The sequence below is a fragment of the Klebsiella sp. CN_Kp104 genome (assembly GCF_040064515.1).
In the GTDB taxonomy this organism is placed as follows: domain Bacteria; phylum Pseudomonadota; class Gammaproteobacteria; order Enterobacterales; family Enterobacteriaceae; genus Klebsiella; species Klebsiella aerogenes.
Genome location: NZ_JBEAII010000008.1, coordinates 53013 through 69336, shown reverse-complemented (window position 1 = coordinate 69336; position 16324 = coordinate 53013). Strand labels below are relative to the sequence as shown.

The 16324-nt window shown below is 55.6% G+C and carries 16 protein-coding genes; 11 read left to right on the top strand and 5 right to left on the bottom strand.

Going from position 1 to position 16324, the window contains the following annotated elements; translation table 11 throughout:
* Window positions 1-91: 91 nt before the first annotated feature.
* The 4 genes from galS to mglC all read left to right on the top strand — a co-directional run bounded on the left by galS (window position 92) and on the right by mglC (window position 5073).
* Window positions 92-1114, top strand: coding sequence for an HTH-type transcriptional regulator GalS (galS, locus tag ABLU80_RS11475; RefSeq protein WP_015365710.1), 1023 nt, complete (start codon window positions 92-94; stop codon window positions 1112-1114).
* Window positions 1115-1412: 298 nt separating this feature from the next.
* A complete protein-coding gene (mglB, locus tag ABLU80_RS11470) occupies window positions 1413-2411 on the top strand; it encodes a galactose/glucose ABC transporter substrate-binding protein MglB (protein ID WP_015365711.1) in 999 nt (332 codons plus the stop codon).
* A 115-nt stretch (window positions 2412-2526) separates the two neighbouring features.
* The gene (gene mglA, locus ABLU80_RS11465; protein WP_015365712.1) at window positions 2527-4047 is read left to right on the top strand and encodes a galactose/methyl galactoside ABC transporter ATP-binding protein MglA; all 1521 of its coding nucleotides are present in this window, start codon (window positions 2527-2529) and stop codon (window positions 4045-4047) included.
* 15 nt (window positions 4048-4062) lie between these two features.
* Window positions 4063-5073 carry a galactose/methyl galactoside ABC transporter permease MglC gene (gene mglC, locus ABLU80_RS11460; RefSeq protein WP_015365713.1) on the top strand — a complete coding sequence of 337 codons (1011 nt, stop codon included), beginning with the start codon at window positions 4063-4065 and terminating at the stop codon, window positions 5071-5073.
* Between the two features lie 70 nt (window positions 5074-5143).
* Here the strand turns inward: mglC and sanA are convergent, their stop codons facing one another.
* The 5 genes from sanA to ABLU80_RS11435 all read right to left on the bottom strand — a co-directional run bounded on the left by sanA (window position 5144) and on the right by ABLU80_RS11435 (window position 9150).
* On the bottom strand, window positions 5144-5860 hold the full coding sequence (gene sanA / locus ABLU80_RS11455) for an outer membrane permeability protein SanA (RefSeq protein ID WP_015365714.1): 717 nt from the start codon (window positions 5858-5860) through the stop codon (window positions 5144-5146).
* A gap of 169 nt (window positions 5861-6029) precedes the next feature.
* Entirely contained in the window at window positions 6030-6914 is an 885-nt protein-coding gene (cdd, locus tag ABLU80_RS11450; RefSeq protein ID WP_032712038.1) for a cytidine deaminase, read from the bottom strand.
* A 127-nt stretch (window positions 6915-7041) separates the two neighbouring features.
* Window positions 7042-7737: a CidB/LrgB family autolysis modulator gene (locus ABLU80_RS11445; protein WP_015365717.1), complete on the bottom strand. Its 696-nt coding sequence runs from the start codon at window positions 7735-7737 to the stop codon at window positions 7042-7044.
* Window positions 7734-8132 (bottom strand): CidA/LrgA family protein, encoded by a 399-nt coding sequence (locus ABLU80_RS11440; RefSeq protein WP_020078292.1) that lies wholly within the window; start codon window positions 8130-8132, stop codon window positions 7734-7736. The genes ABLU80_RS11445 and ABLU80_RS11440 overlap by 4 nt, the downstream gene beginning before the upstream one ends.
* A gap of 112 nt (window positions 8133-8244) precedes the next feature.
* Window positions 8245-9150, bottom strand: coding sequence for a LysR family transcriptional regulator (locus ABLU80_RS11435; protein WP_015365719.1), 906 nt, complete (start codon window positions 9148-9150; stop codon window positions 8245-8247).
* A gap of 127 nt (window positions 9151-9277) precedes the next feature.
* Between ABLU80_RS11435 and ABLU80_RS11430 the strand changes: the two genes are divergently transcribed.
* From ABLU80_RS11430 to bglG, 7 genes are all read left to right on the top strand, one after another.
* On the top strand, window positions 9278-10636 hold the full coding sequence (locus ABLU80_RS11430) for an aromatic acid/H+ symport family MFS transporter (protein ID WP_020078293.1): 1359 nt from the start codon (window positions 9278-9280) through the stop codon (window positions 10634-10636).
* An 11-nt stretch (window positions 10637-10647) separates the two neighbouring features.
* Window positions 10648-11685: a gentisate 1,2-dioxygenase gene (gtdA, locus tag ABLU80_RS11425; RefSeq protein ID WP_348849985.1), complete on the top strand. Its 1038-nt coding sequence runs from the start codon at window positions 10648-10650 to the stop codon at window positions 11683-11685.
* 17 nt (window positions 11686-11702) lie between these two features.
* Window positions 11703-12404, top strand: coding sequence for a fumarylacetoacetate hydrolase family protein (locus ABLU80_RS11420; protein WP_015365722.1), 702 nt, complete (start codon window positions 11703-11705; stop codon window positions 12402-12404).
* Window positions 12405-12412: 8 nt separating this feature from the next.
* On the top strand, window positions 12413-13057 hold the full coding sequence (gene maiA, locus ABLU80_RS11415; protein ID WP_015706104.1) for a maleylacetoacetate isomerase: 645 nt from the start codon (window positions 12413-12415) through the stop codon (window positions 13055-13057).
* Window positions 13058-13069: 12 nt separating this feature from the next.
* On the top strand, window positions 13070-14263 hold the full coding sequence (locus ABLU80_RS11410; protein WP_348849984.1) for a 3-hydroxybenzoate 6-monooxygenase: 1194 nt from the start codon (window positions 13070-13072) through the stop codon (window positions 14261-14263).
* Window positions 14264-14337: 74 nt separating this feature from the next.
* Window positions 14338-15270 (top strand): tRNA dihydrouridine(16) synthase DusC, encoded by a 933-nt coding sequence (gene dusC / locus ABLU80_RS11405; RefSeq protein WP_032712036.1) that lies wholly within the window; start codon window positions 14338-14340, stop codon window positions 15268-15270.
* Window positions 15271-15480: 210 nt separating this feature from the next.
* On the top strand, window positions 15481-16314 hold the full coding sequence (bglG, locus tag ABLU80_RS11400) for a transcriptional antiterminator BglG (RefSeq protein ID WP_032712035.1): 834 nt from the start codon (window positions 15481-15483) through the stop codon (window positions 16312-16314).
* Window positions 16315-16324 lie beyond the last annotated feature (10 nt).

Sequence of the window (16324 nt, the reverse complement as noted above, 5' to 3'; positions counted from 1 at the left end):
GTAGCGCGGTGCGCGTCGCTGCCAGAATAGCCACCTTGCTGAACACAGGAGGTGGGTGTGACGTATTGCAATGCGATAAAGGCGGGTATGTATGATCACCATTCGTGATGTCGCCCGTCAGGCGGGGGTTTCCGTGGCGACGGTTTCACGGGTGCTGAACAACAGCGCGCTGGTGAGCCCGGATACCCGGGAGGCAGTGATGAAGGCGGTCGCGCAACTGGGCTATCGGCCGAATGCCAATGCCCAGGCGCTGGCGACCCAGGTTAGCGATACCATTGGCGTGGTGGTGATGGATGTGTCAGACGCCTTTTTCGGCGCGCTGGTGAAAGCGGTGGATACCGTCGCGCAGCAGCATCAGAAATATGTGCTAATCGGCAACAGCTACCATGAAGCTGAAAAAGAGCGTAACGCCATTGAGGTGCTGATTCGCCAGCGCTGTTCGGCGCTTATCGTGCATTCGAAAGCGTTAAGCGATGCCGAACTTGGCGACTTTATGCAGCATATTCCAGGCATGGTGCTGATAAACCGCATTGTGCCGGGCTTCGCGCACCGCTGCGTGGGTCTCGATAACGTCAGCGGCGCGCTAATGGCTACGCGGATGCTGCTCAATCACGGCCATCAACGGATTGGCTATCTCTCTTCCAACCACGGCATTGAAGATGATGAACTGCGCCGCGAAGGGTGGAGTAAAGCGCTGCAGGAGCAGGGCATTATCGCGCCGGATAGCTGGGTGGGCTCGGGTTCGCCGGATATGCAGGGCGGTGAAGCGGCGATGGTAGAACTGCTGGGGCGTAATTTAGGCCTGACCGCGGTGTTTGCCTATAACGACAGTATGGCTGCCGGGGCGTTAACCACTCTCAAGGATAACGGCATTGCCGTGCCGCAGCATCTCTCGCTGATTGGTTTTGATGACATTCCCATTTCCCGTTACACCGATCCGCAGTTGACTACCGTGCGCTATCCCATTATGTCGATGGCGAAATTGGCTACCGAACTGGCGCTACAAGGGGCGGCAGGGAAACTCGATAGCGAGGCCAGCCACTGCTTTATGCCCACGCTGGTGCGGCGCCATTCGGTGACGCAAAAGCAAAGTGTGGGGCCGATCACTAACTGAATCTATTAGCTGATGTAACCGCTTTCAATCTGTGAGTAAATTCACAGTATATTAACATTCAGCTGTTTATGATGGCAGCGTTGACCAGTCCGAACCAGACTGTGCGGGTGATGTTTTAAAATATCATCTTAAACAATAGGTTAGGCACTTGATGAAGCCGTTTTTCTGGAGCGTTACCCTACACGGAAGACAGAATTAACGTTGTGAATATCGTTGTGCGGTAACCCTAATGTAACAACTCCCGCCAGCTATCTTCACGCCAAAAAAAACGATGCAAAATAATAAAACCGGAGATTCCATGAATAAGAAGGTCTTAGCTCTGTCCGCCGTCATGGCTGGCATGCTTTTTGGCGCCGCAGCGCATGCCGCGGATACCCGTATCGGCGTTACGATCTACAAGTATGACGACAACTTCATGTCCGTTGTGCGTAAAGCGATCGAAAAAGACGGCAAATCTGCGCCGGACGTGCAACTGCTGATGAATGACTCGCAGAACGATCAGTCCAAACAGAACGATCAGATCGACGTGCTGCTGGCGAAAGGGGTGAAGGCGCTGGCCATCAACCTGGTTGACCCGGCGGCGGCGGGTACGGTTATCGACAAAGCGCGTGGGCAAAATGTGCCGGTGGTGTTCTTTAACAAAGAGCCGTCGCGCAAGGCGCTGGATAGCTACGATAAAGCCTATTATGTGGGTACCGACTCCAAAGAATCCGGGATTATCCAGGGCGATCTTATCGCCAAACACTGGAAAGCGAATCCAAACTGGGATCTGAACAAAGATGGTCAGATTCAGTTTGTTCTGTTGAAAGGCGAGCCGGGCCACCCGGATGCCGAAGCGCGTACTTCCTACGTTATCAAAGAGCTGAATGAAAAAGGTCTTAAAACTCAGCAACTGGCGTTAGATACCGCCATGTGGGATACCGCGCAAGCGAAAGATAAAATGGACGCCTGGCTCTCCGGCCCGAACGCCAACAAAATCGAAGTGGTCATCGCGAACAACGATGCGATGGCGATGGGCGCGGTAGAAGCGCTGAAAGCGCATAACAAGAGCAGCATTCCGGTGTTCGGCGTCGATGCCCTGCCTGAAGCGCTGGCGCTGGTGAAATCCGGCGCGATGGCCGGTACCGTGCTGAACGACGCCAACAACCAGGCCAAAGCGACCTTCGATCTGGCGAAGAACCTGGCTGACGGCAAAGAGCCCGCTGCTGGCACCAACTGGAAAATTGAGAATAAGATTGTCCGCGTACCGTACGTAGGCGTAGATAAAGACAACCTCAGCCAGTTTATCGGTAAATAAGTTCTTCATGCATTGCGGGCGCGCTCGCGCGCCCGATTATTCCTGATACCGAAGCCGATTTTGCTGCGATATAACTTATCGTCGCGGATCGGCACGAACGCAGCCAGGTATAACTATGGTCAGCAATAATAGCGTACAGTCGGGCGAATATTTGTTGGAAATGAGTGACATCAACAAATCTTTCCCCGGCGTTAAAGCTCTTGATAATGTCAACCTGAAGGTTCGTCCGCACTCTATCCATGCATTAATGGGGGAGAATGGCGCGGGTAAATCGACATTATTAAAATGCTTATTTGGAATCTATCAAAAAGATTCCGGCAGTATTCTTTTTCAGGGAAAAGAAATCGATTTCCATTCGGCGAAAGAAGCGTTGGAAAACGGTATTTCTATGGTGCACCAGGAATTAAACCTGGTACTTCAACGTTCGGTCATGGACAACATGTGGCTGGGACGTTACCCCACCAAAGGCATGTTTGTCGATCAGGATAAAATGTATCGCGATACCAAAGCGATATTTGATGAACTCGATATTGATATTGATCCGCGCGCTCGCGTGGGGACTTTATCGGTATCGCAGATGCAGATGATTGAAATTGCGAAAGCATTCTCCTATGACGCGAAAATCGTCATTATGGATGAGCCTACCTCATCGCTGACAGAAAAAGAGGTCAATCACCTGTTTAAAATAATCCGCAAGCTGAAAGAGCGTGGCTGCGGTATTGTTTATATCTCCCATAAAATGGAGGAGATATTTCAGCTATGCGATGAGATTACGATCCTGCGCGATGGTCAGTGGATTGCCACCCAGCCGCTGGAGGGGCTGGATATGGATAAGATCATCGCGATGATGGTTGGCCGTTCGCTGAACCAGCGTTTTCCGGATAAACAAAACAAACCGGGCGAAGTAATCCTTGAAGTTCGTAACCTGACCTCGCTGCGCCAGCCGTCAATTCGCGATGTCTCATTCGATCTGCATAAAGGTGAAATCCTCGGTATTGCCGGACTGGTGGGCGCTAAACGTACCGATATCGTTGAAACGCTGTTTGGCATCCGCGAAAAGGCCAGCGGCACAATTACCCTGCATGGCAAAAAAATTAATAACCATAGCGCTAACGAGGCGATAAACCACGGCTTTGCGCTGGTGACCGAAGAGCGTCGCTCGACGGGAATTTATGCTTACCTCGATATTGGTTTTAACTCGCTGATATCAAATATCAAGAAGTATAAAAACAAGGTCGGTCTGCTGGATAATTCGCGGATGAAAAGCGACACCCAATGGGTTATCGATTCCATGCGGGTTAAAACCCCAGGCCATCAAACGCAAATCGGTTCGCTGTCCGGCGGGAATCAGCAGAAGGTTATTATCGGTCGTTGGTTATTAACCCAACCGGAAATATTAATGCTTGATGAACCGACCCGCGGGATTGACGTCGGGGCCAAATTCGAAATTTATCAGCTGATTGCCGAACTGGCCAAAAAAGATAAGGGCATCATTATTATCTCTTCTGAAATGCCGGAGCTGCTGGGAATTACCGACCGTATACTGGTTATGAGTAACGGGCTGGTTGCCGGAATTGTTGAGACCAAAACCACGACGCAAAATGAAATTCTGCGTCTTGCATCATTGCACCTTTGAGATCAGGGGCTTTCCATGAGTGCGTTAAATAAAAAGAGTTTCCTCACTTACCTGAAAGAGGGTGGGATTTACGTTGTACTTTTGGTCTTACTGGCCATTATTATTTTCCAGGACCCGACCTTCTTAAGTCTGTTGAACTTAAGTAACATCCTGACGCAATCCTCGGTACGTATTATCATCGCGCTCGGCGTCGCTGGGCTGATTGTCACCCAGGGGACCGACCTTTCCGCCGGACGTCAGGTGGGTCTGGCGGCGGTGGTAGCGGCTACCATGCTGCAGGCGGTGGATAACGCCAACAAGGTGTTCCCGGAGATGGCGACCATGCCGATTCCGTTGGTGATTCTGCTGGTCTGCGCGATCGGCGCGGTGATTGGCTTGATTAACGGTATCGTCATTGCCTATCTCAACGTGACGCCGTTTATCACTACCCTGGGTACGATGATCATCGTTTACGGTATCAACTCCCTGTACTACGACTTTGTCGGCGCGTCGCCGATTTCCGGTTTCGACAGCCACTTCTCGCAGTTTGCCCAGGGCTTTGTCGCTTTAGGTTCATTCCGCCTGTCGTACATCACTTTCTACGCGCTGATCGCTATCTTCTTCGTGTGGATCCTGTGGAATAAAACCCGTTTCGGTAAAAACATCTTCGCTATCGGCGGCAACCCGGAAGCGGCGCGTGTCTCCGGCGTTAACGTGGCGCTGAACCTGCTGATGATTTATGCCCTGTCCGGGGTGTTTTACGCCTTCGGCGGGCTGCTGGAAGCCGGACGTATCGGTTCGGCGACCAACAATCTCGGCTTTATGTACGAACTGGATGCGATTGCCGCCTGCGTGGTGGGGGGCGTTTCCTTCAGCGGCGGCGTGGGTACGGTTTTCGGCGTGGTGACCGGGGTCATTATTTTTACCGTCATCAACTATGGTCTGACCTACATTGGCGTCAATCCATACTGGCAGTACATTATTAAAGGGGCGATTATCATCTTCGCTGTGGCGCTGGATTCACTGAAGTACGCGCGTAAGAAATAAGATTGAACATATAAAAAACCCGCGCCTGGCGCGGGTTTTTTATGCCTGAAATTCGATAAAACGACGGCGGCTATTTTTCTTTCTGTAGCTCCAGTAACTGCTCGGGCGTGACCGCCGGGTAGGATTGCGCATCCTCCGGAACTTCATGCTGCTGCGCCGGAATGGGGATCAGCGGCCCGAGGAAACGCGGTTCGCGTTTGAAGATATAGAGATCCGCCAGTGCGCCAAACCGGGCGCCAAACTCGCGCAGACGCACGGTCCACATATCCTTCGGCGAGGGCACCGCATAGCACTGCGCCTGAATCCCCATATGCAGGGCGATAAACAGCGCGCGCTCGCAATGGAAGCGCTGGGTGATAATAATAAAATCATTGGTATCGAACACTTTGCGGGTGCGCACGATCGAATCGAGGGTACGGAAACCGGCATAGTCCAGCACGATATCCGCCGGATCGACGCCGGCTTTAATCAGATCGCGGCGCATGGTCATTGGTTCGTTATAGCTTTGCAAGGCGTTGTCACCGCTCAACAGCAGATAATTAACCTTACCGCTATTGTAGGCGTTGAGCGCGCCCTGGATCCGATAACGATAATACTGATTGATCACGCCGGTGCGATAATATTTGGCAGTGCCCAACACCACGCCCACCTGGCGGTAGGGGAGATCCTGCAGCTCATCGTAAATATAGGGCGCGGTTTTCCAGCTCATCCAGCGGTCAAGACCCAGCACGGTCAACAGCAGCAGGCCGAGCAGGACTAACAGGCTGTATAACACACGCTTTAACATGAACTTGACTCAATGGTGGACGAGGGAAGCTTCAGGCTACTTTACCCGCCGGGTAAGCGCAAGAAACCATCGTTTAATTGCGGGGATTTTCAGCAATATGGCAGATTACCGAATCCAGGCCGGAGAAGCCAAAGGCGCATCCGGCAATCTGCTCAGGCTATCAGGCTAATTAACCTAACAGCAAGCGGTCGATATTCTGACAGCCCAACGCTTTCAGGGTCGCGACGGTCGCATCCCACTGGATAAGCGATGCATCGGCTTTCTCGGCCAACAGCGCGCGCTGGATATCCGGATAGTCGTAACCGTTAAGGCTCAGCAGGTTCAGCGCGCCCTGTAGCGGCGGTAGTGTTGGATTGAACGCCGCGTTTTCCGCATAACTGCCGCAGAAAATGGTGCCGTCTTTCAGCTCCAGCGCCACGCCGGAAGGGGAGTTGCTGTACGGCGCGTGGCAGCGGTTCGCCGCCTGAATAGCCGCCTGCGCGAGCGCATCGCCGCTGAGGGGGAAGCCGTGATCCTGCTCATCCATCAACAGAGTTTTGATTTCCAGGTCTTTCGGGCCAAAGGCGTCCGGCAGATAGTGCTGCAGGGAGTGCGCTTCGCGACCCGGCAGATGAATGCGCAGCGCCAGACCGCTGTTCAGTTCATTCATAAACTGGCGGCAGTGGCCGCAAGGCGTGTAGTTGACGGTAATCGCGCGTAGGGATTTTTCGCCGCGCAGCCAGGCGTGGCTGATGGCGCTCTGTTCCGCGTGGACGGTTTGCTGCATAGTGGCGCCGAGGAATTCCATGTTGCCGCCGAAGTACCAGCGACCGCTCACGCCGCGGGCGATAGCGCCAACGTTAAAGTGAGAAAGATCGGCGCGGGCGCAGGCGGCGGCAAGCGGCAGTAGCGCAAAGGCCAGCGCGTCTTCATCCAAACCTGCTGCTTGTTGTAGCGTCGCCACCTGATCGGCTTCGAGCAGCGCCGGGAAGTGCGGGTCTGCGAGCATCGGGGCGATGGCCGCCTGCAGGTCTGCCGCCAGATTAGTCAAAGCAGCTTGAAAACGAGAGTGCATAGCGTTGCCTCATAACAATGTAATGGGAAGCTAGTGTACGGGCCCGCACGGGACCCATATGTGACATAGGTCTCATTGTTTATGCAACGCTAATTTGTTGCATTTATAAATGTGATGCAAATCACAATTATCCGACAACAGCGACGATCACCGGGAACAGAAAAGGCGCGACCAGCGAGGTAATAATTCCGCACAGTACCAGCGCCAGCGAGCTAAACGCCCCTTCCTGGTAGTCCAGTTCGGCGCAACGCGCGGTGCCGAGGGCGTGCGAGGCGGTACCCATCGACAGGCCGCGGGATGCTTTAGTATGAATACGCATGGCGTTAAGCAGCGTATGGCCGAACACCGCGCCGAGGATCCCAACGAAAATGACGCACACGGCGCTAATCGCTGGAATACCGCCAATACTGCCGCTGACCGCCATGGCAATTGGCGTGGTGACGGATTTTGGCATGATGGAAGCGGCGATTTGCGGGGTGGCGCCCATCAGCAGAGCGACGGTGGTACCGGTGATCATCGCCACGCAGCTACCGATAAAGCAGATGGTGATGATGGATTTCCAACGCGCGCGGATCTGGTGCAGTTGTTCATATAGCGGAAAGGCCAGCGCAACCACCGCCGGCTGCAGCAGATCGTTAAGGATTTTGCTGCCGGCAAAATAGCGTTCATAAGAAATACCGGTGACCAGCAGAAAAGGAATAATGACCACCATGGCGACCAGCAGCGGGTTGAGCAGCGGAAATTTAAACCGCGCCGCCAGCTTGCGGGCAAGGAAAAAGACAATCAGCGTTAACGGTAGCGACCACCACATTTCATGGATCATTTTTTACTTCCTTTTTGCCCGATGATTTTGCGTTCACCGTGGACCAGATGCGAGCTCCAGCTCACCACCAAAAAGACTAATAAAGTACTGACGGCGCAGGACACCGCCACCGGTCCCAGCTGCGCGCGCAGTAAATCCCAGTACTGCATTACGCCAACGCCGATAGGCACGAACAGCAGCGCCATGTAGCGGATCAGAATGTTGCAGCCGGGGTTGACCCACTGCGGCGGCATAATTTGCAGCGCCAGCAGCACGAACAAAATCAGCATGCCGATAATGCTGCCGGGGATCGTGATGGGCAGTAGCCCGGCGATAAAAATGCCTGCATACAAGCAGGCGTAAATCAGGACGAAAGCTCGCACGTACTGCCAGATAATATTCAGCGACTTACTCATGGTAATAACCCTTGATGAACTGCCATTCATCATACAATTAAACCCTGAAATGTGCTACCGATCACATCATGAATTCTAGGCATCGTCAGCATAGAAAATGGGAACAGCGGCCTTATTCTGCGAGGTAGTGCAGAAAACGAGTGAGCGCCAGCGATGGTACTTCGCTTTTGCGCCAGAACACCCCAACGCTACCTTTTTGTTCAATACGCGGCAAATTCAGAATCGTCAGCTGCCGATGTTCGGCGTAATGCTGCGCCAGCCGCAAAGAAAGAATAGAGATCATATCGCTGCTTTGCAGCAAATTGCTGGTGACATTCATCGAGGCTGACTCGATAGTATTCTCCGGCAGCATGACGCCGTTATCGACCAGCGCGTTATCAATGCTCTGACGAATGGGCGTGCCGGTAGGCCAGACTATCCAGCGCCAGACGGCGAGATCCGCCCAGCTCAAACGCGGCATGCTAGCCAGCGGGTGGTCGGGACGGGCGACGAAGCACACCGGTTCGGTATAGAGCACACGATAGTTGAGCGGCAGTTCCAGCGCGCGGCCGCCAACACGTCCGACGACCACATCGACCACGCCGGAGAGCAGGTCGTGCAGCAGCGGGGTCATCACTTTTTCTTCGATATTCAGATGCAGGGTCGGCATCTCTTTAAGCAGGGCGAGGATCGCCTGCGCCACGCAGTCTGTCGCCACGGGAGAGCAGCCGATCATCAGGCTGCCGACCAGCCCGCCTTGCTTAAAGCGCTCGATCTCGTACTGCGAGCGCGACATGTCGTTGATTAGCCGCTGGGCGTGCTGTAGCAGCAGTTTGCCGCCTTCCGAAGGGCGCAGACCCTTACTGTGGCGCTCAAAGAGCGGCATGCCGACTTCTTCTTCAAATTGCGTCAGCCACTTAGAGAGTGCGGGCTGGGTAATATTCATCATTTTCGCGACCTGCGTGAGATTGCCTTGCTCACCCAGCGCCACCAGCATTTTCAAATGCTGCAGCTTCAACTTTTGCGTCCAGTTCGCCATCAGCCGATAACCTCCAGGTTATGTCTATGCCCGAAAAGCCATTGTACATTTCATCGCCATGGTTACAAAATCGCAACATAAAAGAAATAAATACAACATCTACCCTGACCTGCACTGAGGCATCATTATGGCTCAACGACGTGAACTACAGACGTTACTTAACGCAGCGCCGGTTGGCGCCCTACAGTGGCGTGTGATTATCTGCTGTTTTCTGGTGGTGATGCTTGATGGATTTGACACCGCCGCCATTGGCTTTATCGCTCCCGATATCCGTGTTCACTGGCAATTGAGCGCCAGCGACCTCGCGCCGCTGTTTGGCGCCGGACTATTGGGATTGACCGCCGGGGCGCTGCTCTGCGGCCCGCTTTCCGACCGTTTCGGTCGTAAACGGGTGATTGAGTTTTGCGTCGCGCTGTTTGGCCTGTTCAGTCTGCTCTCCGCATTCTCGACGAATCTAGAGATGCTGGTTTTTCTGCGTTTCCTCACCGGTCTGGGATTAGGCGGGGCGATGCCCAACACCATCACCATGACTTCGGAATATCTGCCCGCCCGCCGCCGCGGCGCGTTAGTTACCCTGATGTTCTGCGGCTTCACCCTCGGTTCGGCGCTGGGCGGGGTGGTGAGCGCCCAACTGGTGGCGCATATCGGCTGGCACGGCATTCTGGCCTTAGGCGGGATCCTGCCGCTGCTGCTGGCCGTCGCGCTGCTGTGGGCGCTGCCGGAATCGCCGCGCTGGCAGGTTCGTCGCGGGCTGCCGCAGGCGACCATCGCCAGAACCGTCAGCGCTATCACCGGCGAGCGCTATCCCGAGACCCATTTCTGGCTCGACGAACCGGCAGCCGGGCCGAAAGGCAGCATTAGCCAGCTGTTTGCCGGCCGACAACTGGCGATCACCTTAATGCTCTGGGTGGTGTTCTTTATGAGCCTGCTGATTATCTATTTGCTCTCCAGCTGGATGCCGACGCTGCTTAACCATCGTGGTATCGATTTACAGCACGCTTCGTGGGTGACCGCCGCGTTTCAGGTGGGCGGCACGCTCGGCGCACTGTTGCTCGGCATCCTGATGGACCGTTTCAATCCCTTCTTTGTGCTGGCGCTAAGTTATTGCCTGGGCGCGTTGTGCATCGTGATGATCGGTTTAAGCGAAAACGGTTTGTGGCTGATGGCGCTGGCGATTTTCGGCACCGGAATTGGCGTGAGTGGTTCGCAGGTGGGCCTGAATGCGCTGACCGCCACCCTTTACCCAACCCAGAGCCGCGCGACCGGGGTCAGCTGGTCCAACGCCATCGGCCGCTGCGGCGCCATTGTTGGTTCGCTCTCCGGCGGCATGATGATGGCGATGAATCTCTCTTTCGACACGCTGTTTTACGTTATAGCGGTACCGGCGGCGATCGGCGCGGTGATGCTCATCATGCTGATGCTGGCGGTTCGCCGTCCTGGATCTGTACCCGACGCGCTGCCCTCTGCGGGTGTCGCGAATAAATAAGGAGAACAATAATGACCCTATCTACTCCGCAATCGAACCGCGAACGCCAGCAGTTCTACCAGCATATTGCCGGGCAGAATCTGACCCCGCTGTGGGAATCGTTGCACCATCTGGTGCCGCAAACGCCGAATGCCAACTGCGCCCCGGCGTACTGGAACTATCAGGAAATTCGCCCGCTGCTGCTGGAAAGCGGGCAGTTAATCGGCGCTAAAGAGGCGGTGCGTCGGGTACTGGTGCTGGAGAACCCGCAACTGCGCGGCCAGTCGTCCATTACCGCGTCGCTGTATGCCGGCCTGCAGCTCATCATGCCGGGCGAGGTGGCGCCGAGCCACCGTCACAATCAGTCGGCGCTGCGCTTTATCGTGGAAGGCCACGGCGCGTTTACCGCCGTCGACGGCGAGCGCACGCCAATGCGCCCCGGCGATTTTATTCTGACTCCGCAGTGGCGCTGGCACGATCACGGCAATCCTGGCGATGAACCGGTGGTCTGGCTCGATGGTCTCGATTTACCGCTGGTCAACTATCTCGGCTGCGGCTTTGCTGAAGATTATCCGCAGGAGCAACAGCCGGTGACGCGTAAAGAGGGCGACTACCTGCCGCGCTACGCTGCCAATATGCTGCCGCTGCGCCATCAGGTGGGAAACTCCTCGCCGATTTTTAACTACCGCTACGACCGTAGCCGCGAGGCGCTGCATGACCTGACCCATCTTGGCGAGGCCGACGAATGGGACGGCTACAAGATGCGCTACGTCAATCCGGTCACCGGCGGCTATCCGATGCCCTCGATGGGCGCTTTCCTGCAACTGTTGCCGAAAGGGTTCCGGTCGCGGGTGGCGAAAACCACCGATAGCACCATCTACCACGTAGTGGAAGGTAGCGGCCAGGTGACGATTGGTGAACAAACCTTTGCATTACAGGCGAAAGACATCTTCGTGGCGCCAACCTGGCACGGCGTATCGTTCAACGCCAGCGAAGAGTGCGTGTTATTTAGCTTCTCGGACCGTCCGGTACAGGAGGCCTTAGGCCTGTTCCGCGAAGCGCGTTATTAATAAGAAGGAAAACCATCATGACTCAATATGTTTTTGCACCCCAGGCGCCGATTAGCATCCCGGTTGTTGGCAGCGATGAGCAGTTCCCGGTACGCCGCGTTTACTGTGTTGGCCGTAACTATGCCGCCCACGCTCGTGAAATGGGCTTCGATCCGGATCGCGAACCGCCGTTCTTCTTTTGCAAACCGGCGGATGCGGTTGTGCCGGTGGCGGCTGGCGAAACGCTGGATCTGCCGTATCCGGCGCAGACCGACAACTATCACTACGAGATTGAGCTGGTGGTCGCCATCGGCAAGGCGGGACGCGACATCCCGCTGGAGCAGGCGCAGGAATATATCTGGGGCTATGCCACCGGACTCGATATGACCCGCCGCGACCGCCAGATGGAGATGCGCCAGATGGGGCGCCCGTGGGAGATAGGTAAAGCGTTCGATCTTTCTGCTCCTGTCGCGCCGCTGCATAAAGCCGCCGAGGCGCGCGAGGTGAATCAGGCGGGAATCTGGCTGCAGGTGAATGGTGAAGATCATCAGCGTAGCGATATACGCCACCTCATCTGGTCGGTAAATGAAACTATCAGCTATCTCTCGGGCTTTTTTGAACTACAGCCCGGCGATCTGATTTTCACCGGCACGCCGGAGGGCGTCGGCGCGGTGGTAAAGGGGGATGTGATTACCGGCAACGTAGACGGACTGACGCCTATCGCCGTTCGCGTGGTGTGAGGTGAACAATGAAGCTGTACAGTTTTTTTAATAGCTCTGCCTCATATCGGGTGCGCATCGCGCTGGCCCTCAAGGGCATCGATTATCAGAGCGTTGGGGTGAATATCCGCATCGGGGCGCAGAATGCGCTGGAGTACCGGCGGCTCAATCCGGTTGGGCTGGTGCCGACGCTTATCACCGATGACGGTGAATCGCTGGGTCAGTCGCTGGCGATTGTTGACTGGCTTGACCGCCACTACCCACAAATGCCGCTGCTGCCGCAGGAGGATCCCGCGCGGATGCGGGTGCTGGAGATGGTCTACGCCATCGCCTGCGATATTCATCCGATTAATAACATGCGGGTCTTGCGCTACCTTAGCGATGAGTTGAAGGTCAGCGAAGCGGACAAAAAACGCTGGTACGCCCACTGGATCCAGCAGGGGCTGAGCGCGCTGGAGCAACTGCTGCGACAATCGAAATCCGGCGCTTTCTGCGTCGGCGATAGACCAACGCTCGCCGACTGTTGTCTGGTGCCGCAATGGGCCAACGCGCAGCGGATGGGGTGTGATTTGAGCCATTATCCGCGCTGCCAGGCGGTTTACGACGCCTGTACCCGGCTACCGGCCTTTATTGCCGCCGCGCCGGAAAATCAACAAGACAAAATTCCGGCCTAGGGAGGAGGGAAAATGGCGAAAGTGACGCGAGCAATTATCGTTGGCGGCGGCATTGGCGGCGCGGCGACGGCGCTCTCTCTGGCGCGCCAGGGGATCAAAGTGATGCTGCTGGAAAAGGCGCATGAAATCGGCGAAATCGGCGCCGGTATTCAACTGGGGCCGAATGCGTTTTCAGCGCTGGATAGTCTGGGCGTCGGCGAAGTGGCGCGCCAGCGTGCGGTGTTTACCGACCATATCACGATGATGGATGCGGTGAATGGGGAAGAGGTGGTGCGTATCGAGACCGGGCAGGCCTTCCGTGACCATTTCGGCGGCCCGTATGCGGTGATCCATCGGGTGGACATTCACGCCACCGTCTGGGAAGCCGCGCTGACCCATCCCGGCGTGGAATACCGGACTTCAACTCAGGTGGTGGATATCCGCCAGACCGCCGATGACGTGACGGTCTTTGATGACAAAGGCAACAGCTGGACCGCCGATATTCTGCTGGGCTGCGACGGCGTGAAGTCAGTGGTGCGCCAGAGTCTGCTCGGCGATGCGCCGCGGGTCACCGGCCACGTGGTGTACCGCGCGGTGATAGAGGCCGCCGACATGCCGGAAGACCTGCGTATTAACGCGCCGGTACTGTGGGCCGGGCCGCATTGTCATTTGGTGCATTATCCGCTGCGCGGCGGCAAACAGTACAACCTTGTGGTCACCTTCCATAGCCGCGAAAGCGAAGAGTGGGGCGTGCGCGACGGTAGTAAAGAAGAGGTGCTCTCTTACTTTAAAGGGATTCATCCGCGCCCGTGGCAGATGCTCGACAAGCCGACTTCCTGGCGCCGCTGGTCCACCGCCGACCGCGAGCCGGTTGCAAAGTGGGGCAACGATCGTATTACCCTGGTCGGGGATGCCGCCCATCCGGTGGCGCAATATATGGCGCAGGGCGCCTGCATGGCGCTGGAAGATGCGGTAACGATAGGTAAAGCGCTGCAGCAGTGCGACGGCGACGCCGCTCGTGCCTTCGCGCTGTACGAGTCGGTGCGTATTCCGCGTACCGCGCGAATTGTCTGGTCAACCCGTGAAATGGGGCGGATTTATCACGCGGCGGGGGTCGAACGTCAGGTACGTAATCTTCTCTGGAAGGGCAAAACGCAGGATGAATTTTACCGCGGTATCGAGTGGCTTTACGGCTGGAAAGAGGATAACTGCCTCGAACCACGCTAAGGTCTGGTACTGAGGTCTTTCAACCGACGCACAGAGGCGCTACCATAGCGCCTCTTTTTTTTCCGGGTAACGATATGCGTGTATTACTGGCGCCAATGGAAGGCGTGCTCGATTCGCTGGTGCGCGAGCTGCTGACCGAGGTTAACGATTACGATCTGTGCATCACCGAATTTCTGCGCGTGGTGGACCAACTGCTGCCGGTTAAATCGTTCTATAGACTGTGCCCGGAACTGCACCATCAAAGCCGTACTCCGTCCGGCACCCGCGTGCGCGTGCAATTGTTGGGGCAATACCCGCAATGGCTGGCGGAAAACGCCGCCCGCGCGGTGGAGCTTGGCTCTTGGGGCGTGGATTTAAACTGCGGCTGCCCATCGAAGCTGGTGAACGGCAGCGGCGGCGGCGCGACGTTACTGAAAGATCCCGAGCTTATCTATCGCGGGGCGAAAGCCATGCGCGAAGCGGTTCCCGATCACCTGCCGGTGACGGTGAAAGTTCGCCTCGGCTGGGACAGCGGCGAACGGCGCTTTGAAATCGCCGACGCGGTACAGCAGGCGGGCGCCAGCGAGCTGGTGGTGCATGGCCGCACGAAAGAGGATGGTTACAAAGCTGAACGCATCAACTGGCAGGCCATCGGCGAAATCCGCCAGCGCCTGACTATTCCGGTGGTTGCTAACGGCGAAATCTGGGACTGGCAAAGCGCGCAGGAGTGTATGGCCGTCACCGGCTGCGATTCAGTGATGATTGGCCGCGGCGCGCTCAACGTGCCGAATCTCAGCCGGGTAATTAAATACAATGAACCGCGTATGCCGTGGCCGCAGGTTGTTGAGTTACTCAAAAAATATACCCAGCTGGAAAAGCAGGGGGATACCGGTTTATATCACGTGGCGCGCATTAAGCAGTGGCTGGGCTATTTACGCAAAGAATATAGTGAAGCGCTTGGCGTCTTTAATGAAATTCGTACCTTGCAAACCTCAGCAGAGATAGCGAACGCCATTGCACGTTATTAGATAAGGTGGTGTTATTCCGTACGCACTTTATTAATTAGCACTCATTCCTGCACGATACGACGCGAGCTGTATCACGTTTTTATTCCCTCGCGCTTGAGTCGTCACAAGAAGTTGATACAGTGCAATAGTTGGATTGCTACTGCTTCGGCAGGCGAAACCTGATTACCTGGCATTTGTCGGGGGTCAGGTTTTTTTGTTTCTGGGGTTCATATGCTAATCGCCAAAGTACTTAATAATAACGTGGTGGTAGTGGTCAACGAGCAGCAGCGCGAACAGGTGGTGATGGGGCGAGGGCTGGCCTTTCAAAAGCGCGTGGGCGACTCGTTGGACGAAAGTAAAATTGAAAAAGTCTTCGCCTTACAAAGCGATGAACTGGTTGGCCGCTTAGGCGAATTACTCAGTCAGATACCGTTAGAAGTGATGACCACCTGCGATCGTATCATCGAGCTGGCCCGCGGGCGGTTGGGAAAGTTACAGGAAAGTTTGTACATCACATTAACTGACCACTGTCACTTTGCCATCGAGCGGCAGAAAAACGGCGTCGCGATTCGCAACGTGCTGCTGTGGGAGATTAAACGGCTGTATCCGAAGGAGTTCGAACTGGGTCAGGAGGCGAGGGCCATTATCGCCCGCCGGCTGGGCGTCGAGCTTGCCGAGGATGAAGCCGGGTTTATCGCTTTGCATCTGGTGACGGCGCAGCTCAACAGCGAAATGCCGGAAGTGATGCACGTGACGCGGGTGATGCAGGAGATCCTGCAACTGGTGAAGTATCAACTGCAGCTTAACTATGACGAAGAGTCGCTCAGCTACCAGCGCTTTGTGACCCATCTGAAGTTTTTCGCCCAGCGCATGTTAACGCGAACGGTAGTGCAGGATGACGACGTCACGCTGCACAGCGCGGTGAAAGATAACTACGCCAAAGCGTGGAAGTGCGCGGAAACGGTGGCGAAGCACTTGCAAAAGAATTATCAACGGGCGCTGACCACCGAAGAGATTATGTTTCTTGCCATTCATATTGAACGGGTAAGAAAAGAGGGGCGTTAATTCCCCCACA